Annotated in this window: 17 protein-coding genes and 1 pseudogene; 12 read left to right on the top strand and 6 right to left on the bottom strand. The window is 61.6% G+C overall.

Going from position 1 to position 18,425, the window contains the following annotated elements; all coding sequences use genetic code 11:
* The first annotated feature begins 31 nt into the window (after nucleotides 1-31).
* The 11 genes from EDC35_RS07055 (at nucleotide 32) to EDC35_RS07005 (ending at nucleotide 11,633) form a co-directional block, all read left to right on the top strand.
* Nucleotides 32-1,555: a DUF2491 family protein gene (locus EDC35_RS07055; protein ID WP_132976537.1), complete on the top strand. Its 1,524-nt coding sequence runs from the start codon at nucleotides 32-34 to the stop codon at nucleotides 1,553-1,555.
* A 221-nt stretch (nucleotides 1,556-1,776) separates the two neighbouring features.
* Entirely contained in the window at nucleotides 1,777-2,202 is a 426-nt protein-coding gene (locus EDC35_RS07050) for a DUF350 domain-containing protein (RefSeq protein ID WP_132976536.1), read from the top strand.
* Nucleotides 2,203-2,362: 160 nt separating this feature from the next.
* The gene (locus EDC35_RS07045) at nucleotides 2,363-3,136 is read left to right on the top strand and encodes a hypothetical protein (protein WP_132976535.1); all 774 of its coding nucleotides are present in this window, start codon (nucleotides 2,363-2,365) and stop codon (nucleotides 3,134-3,136) included.
* Nucleotides 3,137-3,313: 177 nt separating this feature from the next.
* Complete coding sequence (locus tag EDC35_RS07040) at nucleotides 3,314-3,811, top strand: acyl-CoA thioesterase (protein ID WP_207896139.1); 498 nt, start codon at nucleotides 3,314-3,316, stop codon at nucleotides 3,809-3,811.
* A 79-nt stretch (nucleotides 3,812-3,890) separates the two neighbouring features.
* The gene (locus EDC35_RS07035) at nucleotides 3,891-5,225 is read left to right on the top strand and encodes an MFS transporter (RefSeq protein ID WP_132976534.1); all 1,335 of its coding nucleotides are present in this window, start codon (nucleotides 3,891-3,893) and stop codon (nucleotides 5,223-5,225) included.
* 136 nt (nucleotides 5,226-5,361) lie between these two features.
* Nucleotides 5,362-8,289, top strand: a complete 2,928-nt coding sequence (locus EDC35_RS07030; RefSeq protein WP_132976533.1) for a response regulator — start codon at nucleotides 5,362-5,364, stop codon at nucleotides 8,287-8,289.
* Between the two features lie 291 nt (nucleotides 8,290-8,580).
* Complete coding sequence (locus EDC35_RS07025) at nucleotides 8,581-9,165, top strand: anthranilate synthase component II (protein ID WP_132976532.1); 585 nt, start codon at nucleotides 8,581-8,583, stop codon at nucleotides 9,163-9,165.
* Complete coding sequence (gene trpD, locus EDC35_RS07020) at nucleotides 9,165-10,184, top strand: anthranilate phosphoribosyltransferase (protein ID WP_132976531.1); 1,020 nt, start codon at nucleotides 9,165-9,167, stop codon at nucleotides 10,182-10,184. The genes EDC35_RS07025 and trpD overlap by 1 nt, the downstream gene beginning before the upstream one ends.
* 35 nt (nucleotides 10,185-10,219) lie before the next feature.
* Nucleotides 10,220-11,020 (top strand): indole-3-glycerol phosphate synthase TrpC, encoded by an 801-nt coding sequence (gene trpC, locus EDC35_RS07015; RefSeq protein ID WP_132976753.1) that lies wholly within the window; start codon nucleotides 10,220-10,222, stop codon nucleotides 11,018-11,020.
* A gap of 90 nt (nucleotides 11,021-11,110) precedes the next feature.
* Complete coding sequence (locus tag EDC35_RS07010; protein ID WP_132976530.1) at nucleotides 11,111-11,383, top strand: type II toxin-antitoxin system Phd/YefM family antitoxin; 273 nt, start codon at nucleotides 11,111-11,113, stop codon at nucleotides 11,381-11,383.
* Nucleotides 11,364-11,633: a Txe/YoeB family addiction module toxin gene (locus EDC35_RS07005; RefSeq protein WP_132976529.1), complete on the top strand. Its 270-nt coding sequence runs from the start codon at nucleotides 11,364-11,366 to the stop codon at nucleotides 11,631-11,633. The genes EDC35_RS07010 and EDC35_RS07005 overlap by 20 nt, the downstream gene beginning before the upstream one ends.
* Here the strand turns inward: EDC35_RS07005 and EDC35_RS07000 are convergent.
* The 6 genes and pseudogenes from EDC35_RS07000 to thiC form a co-directional block, all read right to left on the bottom strand.
* Nucleotides 11,627-11,731: pseudogene (locus EDC35_RS07000) on the bottom strand (hypothetical protein); the annotation flags it as partial. The gene EDC35_RS07005 and the pseudogene EDC35_RS07000 overlap by 7 nt on opposite strands.
* An 18-nt stretch (nucleotides 11,732-11,749) precedes the next feature.
* The gene (locus EDC35_RS06995) at nucleotides 11,750-12,301 is read right to left on the bottom strand and encodes a YaeQ family protein (RefSeq protein WP_132976528.1); all 552 of its coding nucleotides are present in this window, start codon (nucleotides 12,299-12,301) and stop codon (nucleotides 11,750-11,752) included.
* 152 nt (nucleotides 12,302-12,453) lie between these two features.
* Nucleotides 12,454-14,250: a DUF2326 domain-containing protein gene (locus tag EDC35_RS06990; protein ID WP_132976527.1), complete on the bottom strand. Its 1,797-nt coding sequence runs from the start codon at nucleotides 14,248-14,250 to the stop codon at nucleotides 12,454-12,456.
* 2 nt (nucleotides 14,251-14,252) lie between these two features.
* Nucleotides 14,253-14,489, bottom strand: a complete 237-nt coding sequence (locus EDC35_RS19035; RefSeq protein WP_132976526.1) for an ABC-three component system middle component 8 — start codon at nucleotides 14,487-14,489, stop codon at nucleotides 14,253-14,255.
* On the bottom strand, nucleotides 14,482-15,435 hold the full coding sequence (locus EDC35_RS06980) for an ABC-three component system protein (protein WP_165903370.1): 954 nt from the start codon (nucleotides 15,433-15,435) through the stop codon (nucleotides 14,482-14,484). Before EDC35_RS06980 ends, EDC35_RS19035 begins: the two co-directional genes overlap by 8 nt.
* Before the next feature lie 184 nt (nucleotides 15,436-15,619).
* Complete coding sequence (gene thiC / locus EDC35_RS06975) at nucleotides 15,620-17,512, bottom strand: phosphomethylpyrimidine synthase ThiC (RefSeq protein WP_132976524.1); 1,893 nt, start codon at nucleotides 17,510-17,512, stop codon at nucleotides 15,620-15,622.
* 273 nt (nucleotides 17,513-17,785) lie between these two features.
* Between thiC and EDC35_RS06970 the strand changes: the two genes are divergently transcribed.
* Entirely contained in the window at nucleotides 17,786-18,325 is a 540-nt protein-coding gene (locus tag EDC35_RS06970) for a hypothetical protein (protein ID WP_132976523.1), read from the top strand.
* Nucleotides 18,326-18,425 lie beyond the last annotated feature (100 nt).

Here is an 18,425-nt window from a genome sequence, read left to right as displayed (position 1 = left end):
CCAATCCGTTGCCTAGAAGTGGTGTCTCCAGATGACAGGACGACCAGTCAGCCTCGCTTTCAGCCTTGCGCTGCTCGTTGCCTTTACCGTCGGCTGGGCAACACCCAGCGATAGCTGGGCCAAGAGCAAAAGCAGCTCGTCCAGCGGCGGTTATTCACGTCCGTCGAGTGGTCGCACCCCCTCGACCCGTGCCATCTCTGCGCCACGTTCGCGCACACCCTCAACCAGCGGCGGCTACAGCCGTCCGCGCAGCGACTCGGCGTCCACCTCATACGCGATCCGGGGCGGGGAAAGTGATCGGGCACTGGCCCGCCGCGCGTCCAAGCAGGCGCTGGACGCCTTCCGCGCAAGCACGCAACCGCCGCCGGAAACCCTGTCGCGCCCTCAGACATCAACTCCCGCGACGGTCAGCGCCCCCCGGCGTCCATCGACCGCAGGCATCAGCTATCCACGCCAGCCCTCGGCCTGGACCGGCTCGCGCTCCTGGACCGGCGGTCAGGCCGCCGCACCTGTCGCGCGTCAGGCTGCCGCCTCGTTCAGCCCCTGGAGCGCCGCCCTGCTCTGGGGTCTGCTGGAATCGGTATCGCGTCCAGGCCATGCCGAGTTTTTCTATCATCATGCCGAGGATCCGGGATACCGGGCATGGCGCGCCGAGGCCGAGAAGCAGGCGCGCGACGATCCGCAGATTGCACGTCAGCTTGCGGCGCTCGATAGCCGTCTTGCCGGGATGAGCGGGCCGCGCGATCCCGATTATCCGCCGCCCATTGTCGAGCCGGCTGTCGAACCTCCCGCACAGACCGAATCCTTCCCCTACGGGGCACTCCTGGCTGCGCTCTTTTTACTCCTCCTCGGTGCACTCGTGACCATCCTCATCTGGCGCAAATTTTTTGGCGATGTCGCCAAGCGACGCTCCGGCGCGCCCGCGCGGGCGGCGCGTCAGCCCTATCGCCCCAACTGGTTTCGCGTCGGCATGACCCTGCCGGTCGATCCCTCGCTCTTCATTCTGGCCGCGCCTTATAGCGCGATTCAGGCGCCCGAGGCGGCGACCGCCAGCGGTCTGCTGTCAGTGGAGACTGTGGGAGAAGCGGTGTGCGAGGGGCTGACCTGGTACCGGCTCTATGTCTCCGGCGGCAACAGCTTCTTTCAGGTGCATCTGGATGCGCGCGGCAACCCCGACGAGTGCCGCTATTTCTCGCTGCTGGACGAGGTGACGCCAGCCGATGCGGCTGAATGGGGCGTCTGGCTGGACGAGGCCGAAGGACTCATCGGCTGGCCTGAATTCGAGACCAAAGACGGTCGGCTCTATCAGCGTCTCTGGTCCGCTGGTGAGCGGCGCGTCGCCCCGCGCGCCATCCATGAGACCCTGGAAACCGGCGAGGGCAGCGCGCCGCGCCGCCGTCAGCAGGCCATGCTCTATGCGCGATCCACCGGCGCCGTCCCACCTGCGCCGCCGACCGACTATCTGCTGGTGTCCGCCGTCGATCAGGAGGACGCCGCCTGGGTGACGATCCACACCGGCATCGATCTCCCCATCGCCAGTCTGCAACTCAGCTAAACCGCGTCCAGTGCGACAGGCGTGATTTTCATTTTGTGTTTAACCTTGAGGGTGTCATCAACAGTCGTGGAGACGCGGTTTAAAGGTTATTTTTTAATATCTTAAACCGCGCCGGCTCCGACACCCCCTGAGTCTGCGGGGGCCGATCCGATCCAAAAACATCACATGCCGTGCTGGGCGCGGTTTAATCCGTCTTTCCGTTTCGTCTGGAGCGAATTCTCATGACCGACATCCTTTCAGCCTTGTGGCAGACCCTCGCCAGCGGTCTGCCGTTCCTTCTGCTGCATTTCTTCACCACACTGGTGTTACTGATTCTGGGTGCGCTGCTCTATACGCTCATCACGCCCTTTCGCGAGCGCGCCCTGATCGCCGAAGGCAACCGCGCCGCCGGTCTGGTGCTCGGCGGTGCCCTGCTGTCGCTCGCCATCCCGCTGGCGGCCACCCTCGCCACCAGCAGCCTCTGGCTCGACATCGTGCTCTGGGGGCTGGTCGCGGTGCTGATCCAGTTGCTGACCCTGGCCATCTTCATCCTGCTGTTTCGCGGCTTCCGCGCCGCCATTGAAGCGGAAAACATCGCCGCCGCCCTGATGCTGGTCAGCGTGCAACTGGCGATCGGCCTGCTCAATGCGGGGGCGATGTCGGGTTAAACCGCGCCCAGCGCAATAGGCGATGTTTTTGGCCTGAATCGACCTGACAGCATCGACGACGTATGAGCTCGCGCGGTTTAAGATTTTAAAAAATGAATCGTTTAAACCGTCAGCCTCAACATTCACCAACTGAATCTGATCCAAACAGGAGACATCCATCATGTTGAACTTTCTCCGTCATTTCGCTGGCGTCAAAACCGATCAGGCCATGCAGGCCGGTCTCGAAGCCCTGGTGCGCTGGGATCCAAAGGGCGCGACCGAGGCCGAATTGCGCACCATGGAAGAGCATCTCGACGATCTGGGCATGGAGGTCGCGCAGGCGCGCAGCGCTTATGACCGCGAGCAGAAAGAGGCCGACGCCATCCGGTCACTGCTCAATCAGCGCATGGCGGCGGCTGAAATGCTGCAAACCCAACTGAGCGCCGAGGCCGATCCCATCCGCAAGGGCCAGCTCGAAAAGAGTCTGGGCACCCTGCTCGACATGCTGGAAGACATGACCCCCGAGGTGGAGCGCGAAACCAGCGAGGCCGCTGACGCCAAGGATTTCCTGGGGATGCTGGAAAGCACCTATGCCGATGCCGGGGCCAAGCTGAAAGAGGCACGGCGTCAGTTGGAACGCGCCGAGCGTGACCTGAAACGCGCCGAGCAGCAGCGCGAACTGGCCGAGCGTCAGGCCGAGGCCGCGCGCCGCGCCGCCGGACTCAGCAGCAGCACCAACAGCCTGAACATTGCACTCAAGGCGATGAACGAGGCCGCCGCCCACGATCTGGCCAAGGCCGATGCCGCCGCCTCCAAGGCCAAACTGCTGGCCCCCACACGCCCGGAACAGGACGATCCAAACATCGCCGCCGCGCTTGCCGCCGCCAGCGGACGCGCACCGACGGCACAGTCGGCCAGCGAACGTCTGGCACGGCTGAAATCGCTTCAGGGTTGACAGGAAGGTTTTTATCCGCCTGAAAGACTGTCAAATGGACAGGATTAACAGGATGATTCAGGATTAAAAATATTTAAAACAAGGACTTAAAAATCCTGTCCATCCTGGAAAATCCTGTCTGTTCAAGGCGAGTGTCAGTGGATGGATTTTTCTGGGAGAGCAAGAAAAGGAAACGCGATGACGGACACACCCGACAGCCAGCATCAGACGCTGACCATGACCCTGCTCATGACGCCCGAGATGGCCAACTTTTCGGGCAAAGTCCATGGCGGAGCAACCCTCAAGCTGCTGGATCAGGCGGCCTACGCCTGCGCCTCACGCTATGCCAATCGCTATGTGGTGACGCTCTCGGTCGATCAGGTCTTCTTTCGCGAGCCGGTCTACATCGGTGAGCTGCTGACCTTTCTGGCTGCCGTCAACTACACCGGCAGCACCTCGATGGAGGTTGGCATCCGCGTGATGGCTGAGAACATCATCCGCAAAACCAGCCGGCATGTGATCACCTGTTATTTCACCATGGTGGCGGTGGATGATGCGGGCCATCCGACTTCGGTTCCACCACTGACCATCACGACCCCGACTGCGCAGCGACGCTATCGGGCTGCTGCCATGCGCCGCGAACTCAGACGCGAGATCGAACGGCGAATCCTGGAGATCAGGCAATTACAGTCTTAAAACCGCGTCCAGGTTGATCCGATCCAACACATCGCATACCGCGCCGAGCGCGGTTCAACACCGACCCGAGGCGCCGTTCATGCCCATCGACCCAATCGACGATCCAATCAACCGGCGGCGCTTCCAGCGTCTGCGCTGGACCATCTACGCCATCCTCATCCTGGCCTACATGACGGTGTATTTCCACCGCATGGCGCCGGGTGTGGTCGCAGCGGACCTGATGGCGGCCTTCCACACCAGCGGTGCGGCGCTCGGCTCGCTGGCCGCCATGTATTACTACATCTATACCGCCATGCAGATCCCCGCCGGGGTGCTGGCGGACACCCTGGGCGCACGCATCGGCGTCGCACTCGGCTGTCTCGTGGCCGGGGCCGGATCGGTTCTGTTCGGACTGGCCGAAACCTTCGAGGCCGCCGCAGTGGGCCGTTTTCTGGTCGGACTCGGCGTCTCGGTGGTCTTCGTGGGCCTGATGCGCTCCAACACGCAATGGTTCAGCGAACGCTATTACGGGGTGATCAGCGGACTCACCCTGCTGCTCGGCAATGTCGGCTCCATCCTGGCCGCCGGCCCGCTGGCGCTCCTGCTCCACGTCACCTCCTGGCGCAGCGTCTTCGTCGGCATTGGTCTGCTCTCCGTGATCATCGCCGTCCTCACGGTGCTCTTCGTGCGCAGCCGCCCGGAGGATGCCGGATTGCCGTCGGTGCGCGAACTGGAGGGTCTGCCGCCGCATCCGCCACGTCACCAGCACTGGCTCCTTGATCTGCGCGGGGTCTTCGCCACGCCAGCGGTCTGGCCGAGCTTCTTCGTGATGTTCGGCGTGACCGGCAGTCTCTTCGCCTTCGCCGGACTCTGGGGCGTCCCGCTGATGCGGGATGTCTTCGGGCTGGATCGCACCGACGCCTCTTTTTACACCACCGCCGCGCTGACCGGATTCGCGCTCGGCTCCTTTCTCATGGGCTCGCTCTCGGACCATCTGGGGCGACGCAAGCCGGTCATGATCGGCGCCAGCGCGCTCTCGGTGCTCGCCTGGCTGGCGCTGATCCTGCTGCCCTGGGGGCCGGGCTGGACCGGGCTGACGCTCTATGCCCTGCTCGGACTGTCCGCCGGCGGTTTCGTGGTGGGCTATGCCGCGGCGAAGGAAGTCGTGCCGCCGGGCGTCGCCGGCATGGCCATCGCCCTGGTCAACACCGGACTCTTTCTCGGCGCCGCCATCATGCAGCCGGCCTTCGGCTGGGTCATGGATCTGACCTGGACCGGCGCCCTGATCGATGGCGTGCGCCACTACACACTGAGCGATTATCACAACGGACTCTGGCTGTCCGGCGGCTTCGCCCTGCTGGGTCTGATCGCGGCGCTCTTCGTGCGCGAGACGCACTGCCGTCAAGTTCCGCGAGATGAGAGACCCGCCCTTTAAAGCGTTCCGCCATGCCATTAAACCGCGCCCAGCGCGGTATGTGATGTTTTTGGATCGGATCGACCCCGGCAGACTTAAGGATTGTCGGAGTCTGATCATCGGAAAATGACAGGGTGCACATTGTGGAGTTTTGCAGATGGAAGCTGGTCTTAAATGGCGGTTTGCGGCGCTGACCCGGTTGTTCCTCGGGCGCTGGGTCGTGGTGGCGCTGATTCTTCTGCCGTCTGCGGCAATGACCGAAGACCGGGTTCTCCGCGTCATTGGCGACGAAAATTATCCACCCTATCTGTTTCTCAACGCGGACGGACGCGAGGATGGTCTGCTCGTCGATTTGTGGAAGCTCTGGGAGCAGAAGACCGGCGTCAAGGTCGAGCTGAAGGCGACCAAGTGGGAGGAGGCGCAGCGTATCCTGCTGCGTGGAGATGCCGATGTCATCGAGAATATCTTCCAGACCCCGCAACGCGAACCGCTCTACGATTTTTCCCCGCCCTACGCCGACCTGCCGGTGGCAATCTATCGGGATGTCTCGATCGGCGGTCTCACCAACCTGGCATCGCTGCGCGGATTTCAGGTGGGGGTCATGGAGGGCGATGCCTGTATCGAAAAGCTCCAGGACAGCGGCATCCAGACCCTCGTCTACTACGGCAACTACACCAAACTGATCCAGGCGGCCAAGGTGCAGGACATCAAGGTGTTCTGTCTCGACGAGTACCCGGCCAATTTCTATCTGTACCAACAGAATGCGCACCGCCAGTTCGTCAAGGCGTTCGAGCTGTATCGAGGCCAGTTTCACCGGGCGGTGCGCAAGGGAAATGGCGTGACCCTGCGTCTGGTCGAACAGGGCATGGCGGCGATTTCCGCTGCGGAGATGAACGAACTGCGCCGAAAATGGCTGACCGAGCCGACCGATTACGGGCGCTACGCCCAATTTGCCGTCGAGGCCGCCGCCGTGCTGGCACTGGCGCTTGCCTTCCTCGGCATCTGGATCCTGACGCTGCGGCGCGCCGTGGCGGCGCGCACGACCGAGCTCACGCAGGCCAAGCAGGCGCTGGCCGACCGGGAATTGCAACTGCGTTCGATCGGCGACAACCTGCCCAATGGTTTCATCTACCAATACGAGGTATCGCATGGCCGGCCCCGTTTTCGCTACCTCAGTGCCGGCGCCGAAAGGACGTTGGGATGCCGTCCCGAACAAGTGATCCTGGACGCAGGTCCGCTCTTCGCGCGGATCCCGCCCGCCGCGCTTGCGGACTATGCGGAGGCCGAAGCGAAGAGCGCGGCTGAACTCAGCGATTTTTCGGCGCTGGTGCCATTTCATCCCTCGCATGGTGGGCAACGCTGGCTGCTGATCCACTCACGTCCGCGCCGGACTGCCGACGGTGGTGTGATATGGGACGGCGTTGTCCTGGATGTCACCGAACAGCGGGAGGCCGAGACGAAGCTGCTGGAAAACGAGCAGCGTTTCCGCCAGGAACTCGAATTGCTGGTCGCGCGTCGCACCGACGCCTTGCAGCAGAGCAACGATCAACTGGCGCATACGCAGTTCGCCATGGATCGGGCGGGGATCGGCATCGCCTGGAACCATGCCGAGACCGGCCAGTTTCTGTACGCGAACGACGAACTGTGCCGCCAGCTCGGTTATACGCGCGAGGAACTGCTGCAACGCACGATCAGCGACATCAACCCGCAATTGCCGCCCGAACGTGTTCGGCAGACAGCGGACGACCTGCGACATGGTGCGGGCGTTGCGCAGATCGAGAGTCTGCATCGGCGCAAGGATCGCTCATGCTACCCGGTCCAGATCACCGTCTATCTCCATCGCGCGGCTGCCGAGGAATGGTTCATTGCCTTCATCGAAGACATCACGGCCCGCAAGGCGGGCGAGGCCGATCTGACCCAGGCGCGGGACGCCGCAGAGGCTGCCAATCGCGCCAAAAGCGCCTTTCTGGCCAACATGAGTCACGAGATCCGCACGCCGCTCAATGCCATCATCGGCATGGCCTACATGGTCCGCAAATCCGGCATCACCGCGCAGCAGAGCCACTGGCTCGATACCCTGGATGCGGCTGGCCGACACCTGCTGGAGATCGTCAACACCATTCTCGATTTATCCAAGATCGATGCGGGCAAGCTGGAACTGGAAAGGATCCCGGTTCGGATCGAGACGGTGGTGAACAATGTCCTGCAACTGATCGCCCCGCAGGCGCGGTCCAAGGGGTTGGGCCTGCATGCGGAAGCCGGCGCGCAGCCCGCGCCCCTGATGGGCGATCCAACCCGTCTGGAGCAGGCGCTGCTCAATTACGCCGCCAATGCAGTGAAATTCACCCATTCCGGCTCGGTGACGCTGCGGGCCGGAATCATTGAGCAGACAACGGATGCGGCAGTCGTCCGCTTCGAGGTCGCGGATACCGGAGTAGGCATCGCGCCCGAGGCGGTCAGTCGCCTGTTCGCCGACTTCGAGCAGGCTGACAACTCCACGACCCGTCAATTCGGCGGCACCGGGCTCGGTCTGGCCATCGCTCGCCGCCTGGCCCGGCTCATGGAGGGAGAGGTCGGCATGTCCAGCGTTCCGGGCGAGGGCAGCGCCTTCTGGTTCACCGCACGTCTCGCCGTGGAGACCCCGGCGGCAGGGTCCGAGCCGGACACGCCGCCCGCAAGCGACCCTTGCGCCCGGCTGAGGCAGGAGTTCGGCGACTGTTGCGTGCTGCTGGCCGAGGACGAACCGATCAACCGGGAGGTCGCGCAATTTCTGCTTGAGGCCGCCGGATTGCACGCAGATGTCGCCATCGATGGCGCGCAAGCCACCGATCTGGCGGCCTGCCATGACTACCATCTGATCCTGATGGATATGCAAATGCCGACGATGGACGGACTGGAGGCCAGCCGCCGCATTCGCCGCCTGCCAACGCATGCATCCACACCGATCGTCGCCATGACCGCCAACGCCTTTACCGAAGACAAGGCCAACTGTTTTCGGGCAGGAATGAACGATTTCCTCTCCAAACCAGTCGATCCCGACGCCCTGTATGAAATGGTGCTGAAGTGGCTCTCTGCCGCTCGCTGATTGCCCGATGTCATGTATTTCAGTGTCCAGCTTTCACGAACGGCGTTCCAACCCTTGCCTGCGCCGGACATTCAGCGGTGGCGTTTGACAGCGTGCGGGCATTGATCGGGCGATATACTGGCGTCTCAAAAATCCGGCATGCACGCTGACGATGAGGATATCCCCGACATGGACCGACCAAGCAGGCGCTGAAGCACGCCGCATAGCATAGAATCGCACGTTTTCAGTCAATGGCGACGCCTGGACGATGCCACGTCACGCGCGCCATGCCACACAACAGGTATGCCGCACATGCTGCTGATGATCGACAATTACGATTCCTTCACCTACAACCTGGTGCAATATTTCGGCGAACTGGGGGCCGAGGTGCGGGTGGTGCGCAATGATGAACTCTCGGTCGAGCAGGTTGCCGCGCTCGCTCCCGAACGGATCGTCATCTCGCCGGGGCCCTGCACGCCGAACGAGGCCGGGATCTCGGTGCCGCTGATTCAGGCCATGGCCGGGCGGGTGCCGATTCTGGGGGTCTGTCTGGGGCATCAGTCCATCGGTCAGGCGTTCGGCGGCGACATCGTCAAAGCCCCCATGATCATGCACGGCAAGACCTCGCCGGTCCATCACATCAGCCGGGGCGTGTTCAGCGGGCTGGCCAATCCATTCGAGGCGACGCGCTATCACTCGCTGGTCATCGAGCCCACGACACTGCCGGATTGTCTGGAAGTGCTCGCCTGGACCGAGACGGCGGACGGTGCGCGTGAGTGCATCATGGGCGTGCGCCATCGGACCCTGCCGATCCAGGGGGTGCAGTTCCATCCCGAATCCATCCTGACTCAGCATGGCCACGACCTGCTGCGCAACTTCATCGAGGATCGCGACTGATGAATCCCAAAGACGCCATTGCCCGCTGTATCGAGCGCCGGGATCTCGATCATGACGAAATGACCGGGGTAATGCGGGCCATCATGACCGGCGGCGCGACCTCGGCCCAGATCGCGGGCTTTCTGGTTGCTCTGCGCATGAAGGGCGAGACCGTGACTGAGATTGCGGCGGCGGCCTCGGTGATGCGCGAGCTGGCGAGTGGCGTGGATCTCGGCGGTTTGGAGCAAACGGTCGATATCGTTGGCACCGGCGGCGACGCCTCCGGCACCTTCAATGTCTCGACCGCCAGCATGTTCGTGGCGGCAGCGGCAGGCTGTCATGTCGCCAAGCATGGCAACCGCTCGGTCTCCAGCAAATCCGGCGCCGCCGATGTGCTGGAGGCGGCGGGGGTGCGGCTGGATCTGACGCCGGTGCAGGTGACGCGCTGCGTGCGCGAGGCCGGGGTCGGATTCATGTTCGCGCCGGGTCATCACAGCGCCATGAAACACGCCATCGGGCCACGCCGCGAGCTGGGCGTGCGCACCATCTTCAATGTGCTGGGACCGCTCACCAACCCGGCAGGGGTGCCCAATCAGGTGCTCGGTGTCTTCAGCCCGACGCTGCTGGAGACCCTGGCCCTGGTGCTGCAACGTCTGGGGAGCCGGCATGTGCTGGTGGTCCATGCCCGCGACGGCCTGGACGAGATCAGCATCGCCGACAGTACCGATGTCGCCGAACTCAGGGATGGCGAGATCCATCGCTACAGCATCCGGCCCGAGGATTTCGGTCTCAGCCGCACCCCGCTCGATGCCATCCGCGTCAAGGATCCAGCCGAAAGTCTCCTCATGCTGCGCGCGGTGCTCGCTGGCGAAGCGGGGCCGGCGCGCGACATCGTGCAGCTTAATGCCGGTGCGGCCATTTATGCCGCCGGCTGTGCCGAGACCCTGGCGGCAGGCATCGCCCGTGCCGGCGAGGTGCTGGCGAGCGGCGAGGCGGCGGCGCGACTGGAGCGGTTGATCGCACTCACCGCAAGTTTTTGACCACATTCAGGCGATTTCCAGACATGGGCAGCAGCATGGCCGAGACCCCCGACATCCTGAAAAAAATCATCCATCGCAAGGTCGAGGAAGTGCGCGCCCGTTCCGCGCACCGCCCTCTGTCCGAACTCCGGGCCGCGCTGGCGGATGCCGACCCGCCGCGCGGTTTTGCCGCCGCACTCGCCGCCAGGGTCGATGCCGGTCAGCCGGCGGTGATCGCCGAGATCAAAAAAGCCAGTCCCAGCAAGGGCGTGATCCGCCCGGACTTCCGCCCCGCCGAGATCGCGGCGAGCTATGCGCGGGGCGGGGCGGCCTGTCTCTCGGTGCTGACCGACGTGGATTTCTTCCAGGGCAGCGACGCTTATCTCCAGCAGGCGCGCGCCGCCTGCACCCTGCCGGTGATCCGCAAGGATTTCATCATCGATCCCTATCAGGTCTATGAAGCGCGTGTCCTGGGCGCGGACTGCATCCTGCTGATCGCGGCCTGTCTGGACGATGCGCAACTGAGCGAACTCAATGCGCTGGCGCAATCGCTGGGTCTGGATGTGCTGATCGAGGTGCATGACGCCCCGGAACTGTCGCGGGCGCTGGCCCTGCCCGGTCGGCTGATCGGCATCAACAACCGCAATCTGCGCACCTTCGAGGTCACGCTGGAAACGACCCTTGGGCTGTTGGGGTCCATCCCCGCCGAACGGTTGCTGGTCACCGAAAGCGGCATCCTGGGGACTGACGACGTGGCGCGGGTGCGCGCGCATGGCGTCAACGCCTTTCTGGTCGGTGAAGCCTTCATGCGGGCGGAGGATCCGGGGGCTGAACTGGCGCGGCTCTTCTTCGCGTGACTGACAAAGCCCGCCGATGCGGGCTTTGTCTTCTCAGGAGTCTGCGCTATATTGCGTACCGATTTACCGTACAGAATCAGGTATTCATCAATGGACACCGTGACCGTCAACCACTTCCGGGACAATCTGCGCACCTATGTTGAAAAGGTGATCGCCGATCATGAACCACTGAAGGTCTCCCGTCGCAATGGCGCCGATTTCATCGTCCTCAGCGCCGAGGATTGGGAACGCGAGCAGGAAACCCTGTCTGTCCTGCAAAACGCCTCACTCATGGCTCAGATCACCCAGTCCTCGCGCACGCATGCAACCTCCAGCGGTTATCGGCCCACACCTGAGCAGCTCGATGCGCTCAATCATCTTTGAGGGTGATACCTGGGAGCGGTACGAAGCGCTTCGGATCGCGGACAAGCGGCTGCATCTCAACCTGTGCCGGGTTCTCAAAGAGATGCAACGAGGTGATCCGGCAACAGGCATTGGTAAGCCGGAGGCTTTGAAACATAATCTGAGCGGCCTCTGGTCGCGTCGCCTCTCGCAAAAAGATCGCGTCATCTATCGGTTCGACGATGAGGCGATTTATATCTTCGCGATCAGCGGACATTACGGGGATCATTGAGTTGGCTTGATCGATCTGGCCCCGAAGAGCTTGATGCTCACCAGTCCCTGTTCCTCCAGGCTTTTCAGCACCCGACCGGCCATGTCGCGCGAACAGCCGGTCGGGATGGCCCTGACTCATCGCGTGTCTCCAGCCTGTCGCCAAGTGGGAGTCAGCTCCGCCGTCACGCGCCCGTTGCCGAGCCAGACCTGACCGCCGTCGAGCGTGCACTGAAGCACCATGGTCCGCTCGACCAGGGCGACCAGCGCCTCCACCCCGGCGGGATCCACATCCAGCACCCGCAGATTGCGCAGACGCTGCAAGGCCGCCGCGTTCTGCTGCCACCAGAGATCGGCGGCCCGACCCGCGTAGGTGATCACCACCACGTCGCGGGCACGTCCGCACGCCTGGCGCAGACGCCGCTCGTCAGGCTGCCCCACTTCAATCCAGCGTTCCAGCTCGCCGCTCAGGCTGTGCTGCCAGAGATCGGGCTCATCATCGGTGGAGAGCCCCTTGGTGAAGCGCAGTTGCGGATCGGCGAACAGACAGAAGGCCAGCAGCCGGACCATCATCCGCGCGTCGGTCTCCGACGGATGGCGGGCGAGCGTCAGCGCGTGGTTCTCGTAGTAATGACGATCCAGATCGCTGATCTGGATCTCTGCTTTGAAGACGGTTGCCTTGAGCGCCATAAGCCTGTCCTGGATGCGGAGTGGTCGCCATGGTAACCGCTAAATTGCTCGGTTTAACCGAAAAAGCAGAAATTAGAGACTGTTAATAATCTGGTTTTTTGACATTTCTGCTATCTGGCCAACGTCCATTATGGGAAATGTTTCCGGGCTGCTCACCATCCAGGCATCCGAAACAGACGACCGCTGTCGTCCTCATCATGGAGCACCAGCACCACTTCGTCGTTGCGAAAGGTGAAGCGTGCACCGGTCTCGTCCATCGGCAGGTCGGAGTCGATGACAGTCACGATTTGCTGGATGCCGAGGCTAGCAAAGCGGCGGATGGTGCTGACCAAGTTGAGCTTCTTGCGATTGTCGAGCCCCTCCAGCAAGCCATCGTGATAGAGAAATCGGATATAAGGTTCGTCAAGCATGGCACGGGTAACCGCGAGGTCGAATGCCGCGCATAGCATTTGACGGTAAGTCTTACCCTGGTCCTCACTATTAGGTTTGCCGCTGGCACCCAAGTACTCGGCGGCAAACTCGATGTTGCCTTCTTTGTTGAGTCGTGTGGAGAGCAGGGATTCGCGATCCAAAACCTCGCGAGTAAATTCGTTCACATAGCGACGAACGGCCTGGTAACGGCTTTCGGGGGCACGAGCCTCGGACTCAATGTTATCCTCAAGACGCTGTTGCACTTGGACGCGCTGCTCCTCCATCTGAACACGCTCACGCTCCTTCTCTCGTAGATGCAGAAATGCTTCCCGTTGACTCGTTAGGCGCTCGATCTCCGCTCGCAGGGTGACGAGACGTCTGTTCAAATCGCGATATTTCTGGATCGAGTCGGTGTCGCGCAGGAAGACTAGCGCTTCCGTTCGGCGGCGGTTAAGATCTTCGAGTCGGCCCTCCAAGGCGAACATATTGGCATCTAAATCCTTCAGTTCGACTAGCAGGTATCCTCTCCGCTCGTCCGTAATAGCAAGGTTGAAGCGGATCAGATCTTCGAATGCCTTGCGGACTTGGCCTGGAAAAATCTGGCCGGCCTCCTCGAATAATTGACTCGCGGTTTTGGGATCAAAGACGATGGCGTGCTCTTCCAGCGCGCGGACGATCTTGGCGCGATTGGTCGAAAGGTAGTAGCGCTCTTGATTTGCGTCGGCGATCTGTCGATCAAGCTCATCGACCAACTCTTTATTGACCTGGGAGTCCGCTAAACGGAAGTCGAATGCTTCGATTCGGCCAGCAAGCGACTCGGCTTCCTCAGAGCGCAGCGTTAGGAGACCCTCTATCGTATCCAGGTCCGTATTGACGCCGAGCAGTTCGGTTCGGACTGCGGCGATTCCCTGCTTCAGGCTTTCGATCTGGTGCGCGAGATCGAAGCTCGATCTGACAAGCTTCGTGTCAAAACCCAGGATGTGGGCTATGTAAGGTTTCCACTGAGCGTGTTTACCCTTAAATTTGTCGAGCTGAAAAACGTCGTTGAAATCCTTTTGCGTTCGCAGCGCATAGCTCGCTGGCATCCGGTAATCCCAGGGTTGGACGGCACGTAGATCCAGTGACCCGTCGAGGATTTGGCGCGCGCGGTCGAGTTGAACATCAGCGTGGTCCCACTCGGTATCCGGTAATCGAGCGAAATTCCTGAGTGGTTCCGCGTGATGCTTGAAAGCGATGCGTGTGTTCTCGGCGACGGAGCGGCGGATAGTCAGATAGTCGCCTGAAAGGATTTCGACCTCCAAAAAAAACGTAAAATCGGCAAACTGGCGCTGATGCTTGAACAGGAAGAAGTCTTTGTGGCGTTTTTTGAGGAGGCAAAAATCGAGTAACCGTGCCAGCGTAGTTTTTCCAAGACAGTGCGTATCCTTGTCCCGGTTTTCCGGTACTCGGATCTCGCCAAGGACAACATTGAAGCCAGCGTTGAACCGGATCGGTCCAAAGAGATTCGGCTGACTACAGTAAATCTGTGATAGGCGCATCGTCAGCGTCCAGTGTATTCGAATGCGTCGGTCTTAGGGCGGTACTCGATCAACCCTAGCAAGAAAAGCAGGCTCAGTGCCGGTAGGAACAGCGTGCCAACACCCTCCTGAGCGCCAGAAAGATGCGCACGCAAGTCGTCGAAGGTCTCGACGCGCCTTGCTTGCAGGCGGCGAAGAAGCAAGGTGGCAACCGCTACCACGGTCTTGTCGGGGTGGGCATGCTTGGATGGTCTAAGCATGGTTCTCGCTGCCCAAGTCGCAGTTCCAATACATGTAGTAGAAGACAATACGCGTCAGACGCTTGTTGACCCTGAGGTCATAGTCGCGGTCGATCAGAAGCTGGAACACCCGTTCCAGAACTTGATCGAAACTGTGGCGTTGCTCCCTATGGGTCAAGATGAACCCGTTGAGATCCTCGGCGGTGTCATCGTAGTGACGTAGGAAGACGCTGTTTTCCGGTGACGCAAGAAAGTCCTGAACCACCTTGAACTCCTTGATATAAGACTCGATTCGCTTTGAGTACGCTTGTGAAAGCCCATTGATCAGGTTTTTTTCCTTCAGGCTGATGCGCCGTTCCGGCGGTGGTGTGCCATCGTCCCAGACCGTTGTCAGCCAATCACGCGCTTCGGCAAAGGCGTTAATAATCCGCGCCAGATCGCCAGGGTCGATGAAAGGTTGAACATCGAACAATGCGATCCCGGCCCGTCTTGGGATATCCGGCTCACAGGTGAGATATTTGTCCAGTTCCTCCTCCCCGCATAGATGCACGGCAGATTCGTCGATCCCGACCGCCGCTGCAATCCGCTTGCGAATCTTTTGCTCGGCCCCGGCTGCCAGCCGGCGGTTCGAGAACAGCAGGTAATAATCGATCTCATCGGCATCACGTAGCCGCTTGATCTTGGCAATTTCTTGGCTAAGAACAGCACTGGGTGCCTCGCCCGAGAAATCTGGCTCGGAGAACTTACGGTTGATCAGATCCGTGTGCTTGGCCTGGATGACGATACGTCCATCCCAAGGGCCTACGGTGCTTGGAAATCGTTCTGCTCGGCCATGGAAACGAGCATCTTTGCCGCCGTCCGGGCCTTTGCTGAAGCCCTGGACGCCGAAACCAAGCAGCCATGTGCAAACCGCGATCACGAGTCGCTCGAACTGGTCTTCGCTCAAGTCTTGGTATTCGAGCTTCATGGCCATCCTCTTGGCAAGCCGCCGCCAGGTACGCATCCTGTGTGGCGAAAGATCAGGCTATCTTTTCCCATTGCTGTAAGAGCTTATCGCAGGCACTTCTTGCGATTCCAGGTATCACTTACCTTTACGGGATCGCGAAAAGCAGTTCCCCCGACATGGTCGGTCGCGTAGATGTGCGCCGTGACTACACTACCTTATAAATGGCAGCCCCTTTCTCCAGAAACTCGCGCGCCTTCTCCTGCATACCGGCCTCGACCGCAACCTCGATCTCGTCGATCTGGTGTGACCGGGCATAGTCGCGCACGTCCTGAGTGATCTTCATCGAACAGAAGTGCGGCCCGCACATGGAGCAGAAGTGGGCGACCTTGTGCGAGGCATGGGGCATGGTCTGGTCGTGGTACGCGCGGGCGCGCTCGGGGTCGAGCGAGAGGTTGAACTGGTCCTCCCAGCGGAACTCGAAACGGGCCTTGGAGAGTGCGTTGTCGCGGATCTGGGCGCCGGGCAGTCCCTTGGCGAGATCGGCGGCATGGGCGGCGATCTTGTAGGTGACGATGCCGTCGCGCACGTCCTGCTTGTCGGGCAGTCCCAGGTGCTCCTTAGGCGTGACATAACAGAGCATGGCGGTGCCATACCAGCCGATGTTGGCCGCGCCGATACCGGAGGTGATGTGGTCGTAGGCCGGGGCGATGTCGGTGATCAATGGCCCCAGGGTGTAAAAGGGCGCCTCGTGACAGTCGGCCAGTTCCTTGGTCATGTTGTCCTGGATCATCTGCATCGGCACGTGGCCGGGGCCTTCGATCATGACCTGGACATCGTGTTTCCAGGCGATCCGGGTCAGTTCGCCGAGTGTCTCCAGTTCGGCGAACTGGGCGGCGTCGTTGGCGTCGGCGAGCGATCCGGGGCGCAGTCCGTCGCCCAGGCTGAAGGCCACGTCATAGGCCTTCATGATCTCGCAGATATCCTCGAAATGGGTGTAGAGGAAATTCTCGCGATGGTGCGCGAGACACCATTTGGCGAGGATGGAGCCGCCACGCGAGACGATGCCGGTGAGCCGGTCGGCGGTCAGCGGCACATAACGCAGCAGCACCCCGGCATGGATGGTGAAGTAATCCACGCCCTGTTCGGCCTGCTCGATGAGGGTGTCGCGCATGATCTCCCAGGTCAGCTCCTCGGGCCGGCCATCGACCTTCTCCAGCGCCTGATAGATGGGCACGGTGCCGATCGGCATGGGCGCATTGCGCAGGATCCATTCGCGGGTCTCGTGGATGTGTTTGCCGGTCGAGAGATCCATGAGCGTGTCGCCGCCCCAGCGCGCCGACCAGACCATTTTTTCGACCTCCTCTTCAATGGAGGACGACAGGGCCGAGTTGCCGATGTTGGTGTTGATCTTCACCCGGAAATTGCGCCCGATGATCATGGGCTCCAGCTCGGGGTGATTGATGTTGGCCGGGATGATGGCGCGTCCGCGCGCGATCTCGTCGCGCACGAATTCGGGGGTGATGGTCGCGGGCAGTGCGGCGCCGAAGGACTGGCCGGGATGCTGGCGCAGCAGCCTGCTGTAACGCGGATCGGCGCGCAGTTCGTCCAGACGCATATTCTCGCGGATGGCGACATATTCCATCTCGGGGGTGATGATTCCCTGACGGGCATAGTGCATCTGGGTGACGTTGCGACCGGACCTGGCACGGCGCGGGGTGCGCAGATGCTCGAAGCGCAGATGGGCCAGTGCCGGATCGCTCTGGCGGGCATGACCGAAGGCGGAGGTCGGGCCGGCCAGTTCCTCGGTATCGTCCCGCTCGACGACCCAGGCGCTGCGCACGTCCGGCAGACCGGCGAGCAGATCAATCTGTGCGCTCGGGTCGGTATAGGGGCCGGAGGTGTCATAGATGAGAACCGGCGGATTGTCTTCCTCGCCCTGGCTGGTCTGGGTCGGGGTCAGCGCCACCTCACGCATGGGCACGCGCAGATCGGGTCGCGAGCCGGTCACATGGATCTTGCGCGAGTTCGGAAAGGGTCGCGTGACCTCCTCGGAGAGCTGGGCGGTCTTGCGGACGAAGTCTTGCGGGATGGCGCTCATCGGTTTCCTCGGTGCTGATGCAGGGCTCGCCGCACGCCGGGGGCGGTGCGCGCGCTCGGGCTGAGATGTTCCGAACACCGAAGAACCGTTACCGGCGCGGCGTCCCTGACGGCCTCAGTCAGATACGGGGATCGAAACTAGCGAAAGGTCGCGGCGATTTCAACCGCAAATCCCCGCCGGTCGCATTGCAGAATGGCGGTGGGCACCGCATCATGCGCAAACGCCGCCTGCCGTCCCGGACGCGGTTGAGCCGTCATCGAGGATGAGATACCCATGCGCTTTGCAGTCAGCCGCGACGAAATCAAACGGGCCAACGTCCCGCACGAGTTGTTTCTGACCAATCTGATCGGCAATCACATCCTGCTGACAGTGGCCTTAGGCGGCCTTGCCGGGAGTTTCCCCTGGATCATGGCGCTGATCCCGGCGATCTCATTCGGCATTCTCGGCTTCATCCTCTGGCGTGCGCGCCGCGCCATCGACCGCGATCCCTGGTATGTCATGTGTCACTGGCAGGTCTGCGCACGCCGCAGCCGCATCTTTCTGCTGATGCTCGGTCTGCTGCTGCTGGCGATCACGCTGGGCTGGGCCGGCCATGCCTATGGCGGCATGATGAAAGAGGCAGTCTGGGCGCTGGTTGCTGGCATCGGCATCCTGCCGGTGATGGCGACCGTACTGGTGCTGGTCATGATCGAGTCGGACGCGCTCTATCATGCCAATCAGGCCAAATTACCGGACTGGGTGGTCGAGCGATTCCCGAATCCCGATGCGCGGATCCTTGCACCTGACGAACCGGATCGTTTTGGACAGGATTAACAGGATTTTGCAGGATGGACAGGATTTTTAAATCATTGTTTTAAATCCTGTTAATCTTGAATCATCCTGTTAATCCTGTCCATTGACGGCGTTTCGGGCG

It is taken from the genome of Thiobaca trueperi (assembly GCF_004342175.1).
In the GTDB taxonomy this organism is placed as follows: Bacteria; Pseudomonadota; Gammaproteobacteria; order Chromatiales; family Chromatiaceae; genus Thiobaca; species Thiobaca trueperi.
Note: the sequence above shows the minus strand (reverse complement) of the source record. Positions and strands in the feature narration are given on the sequence as shown.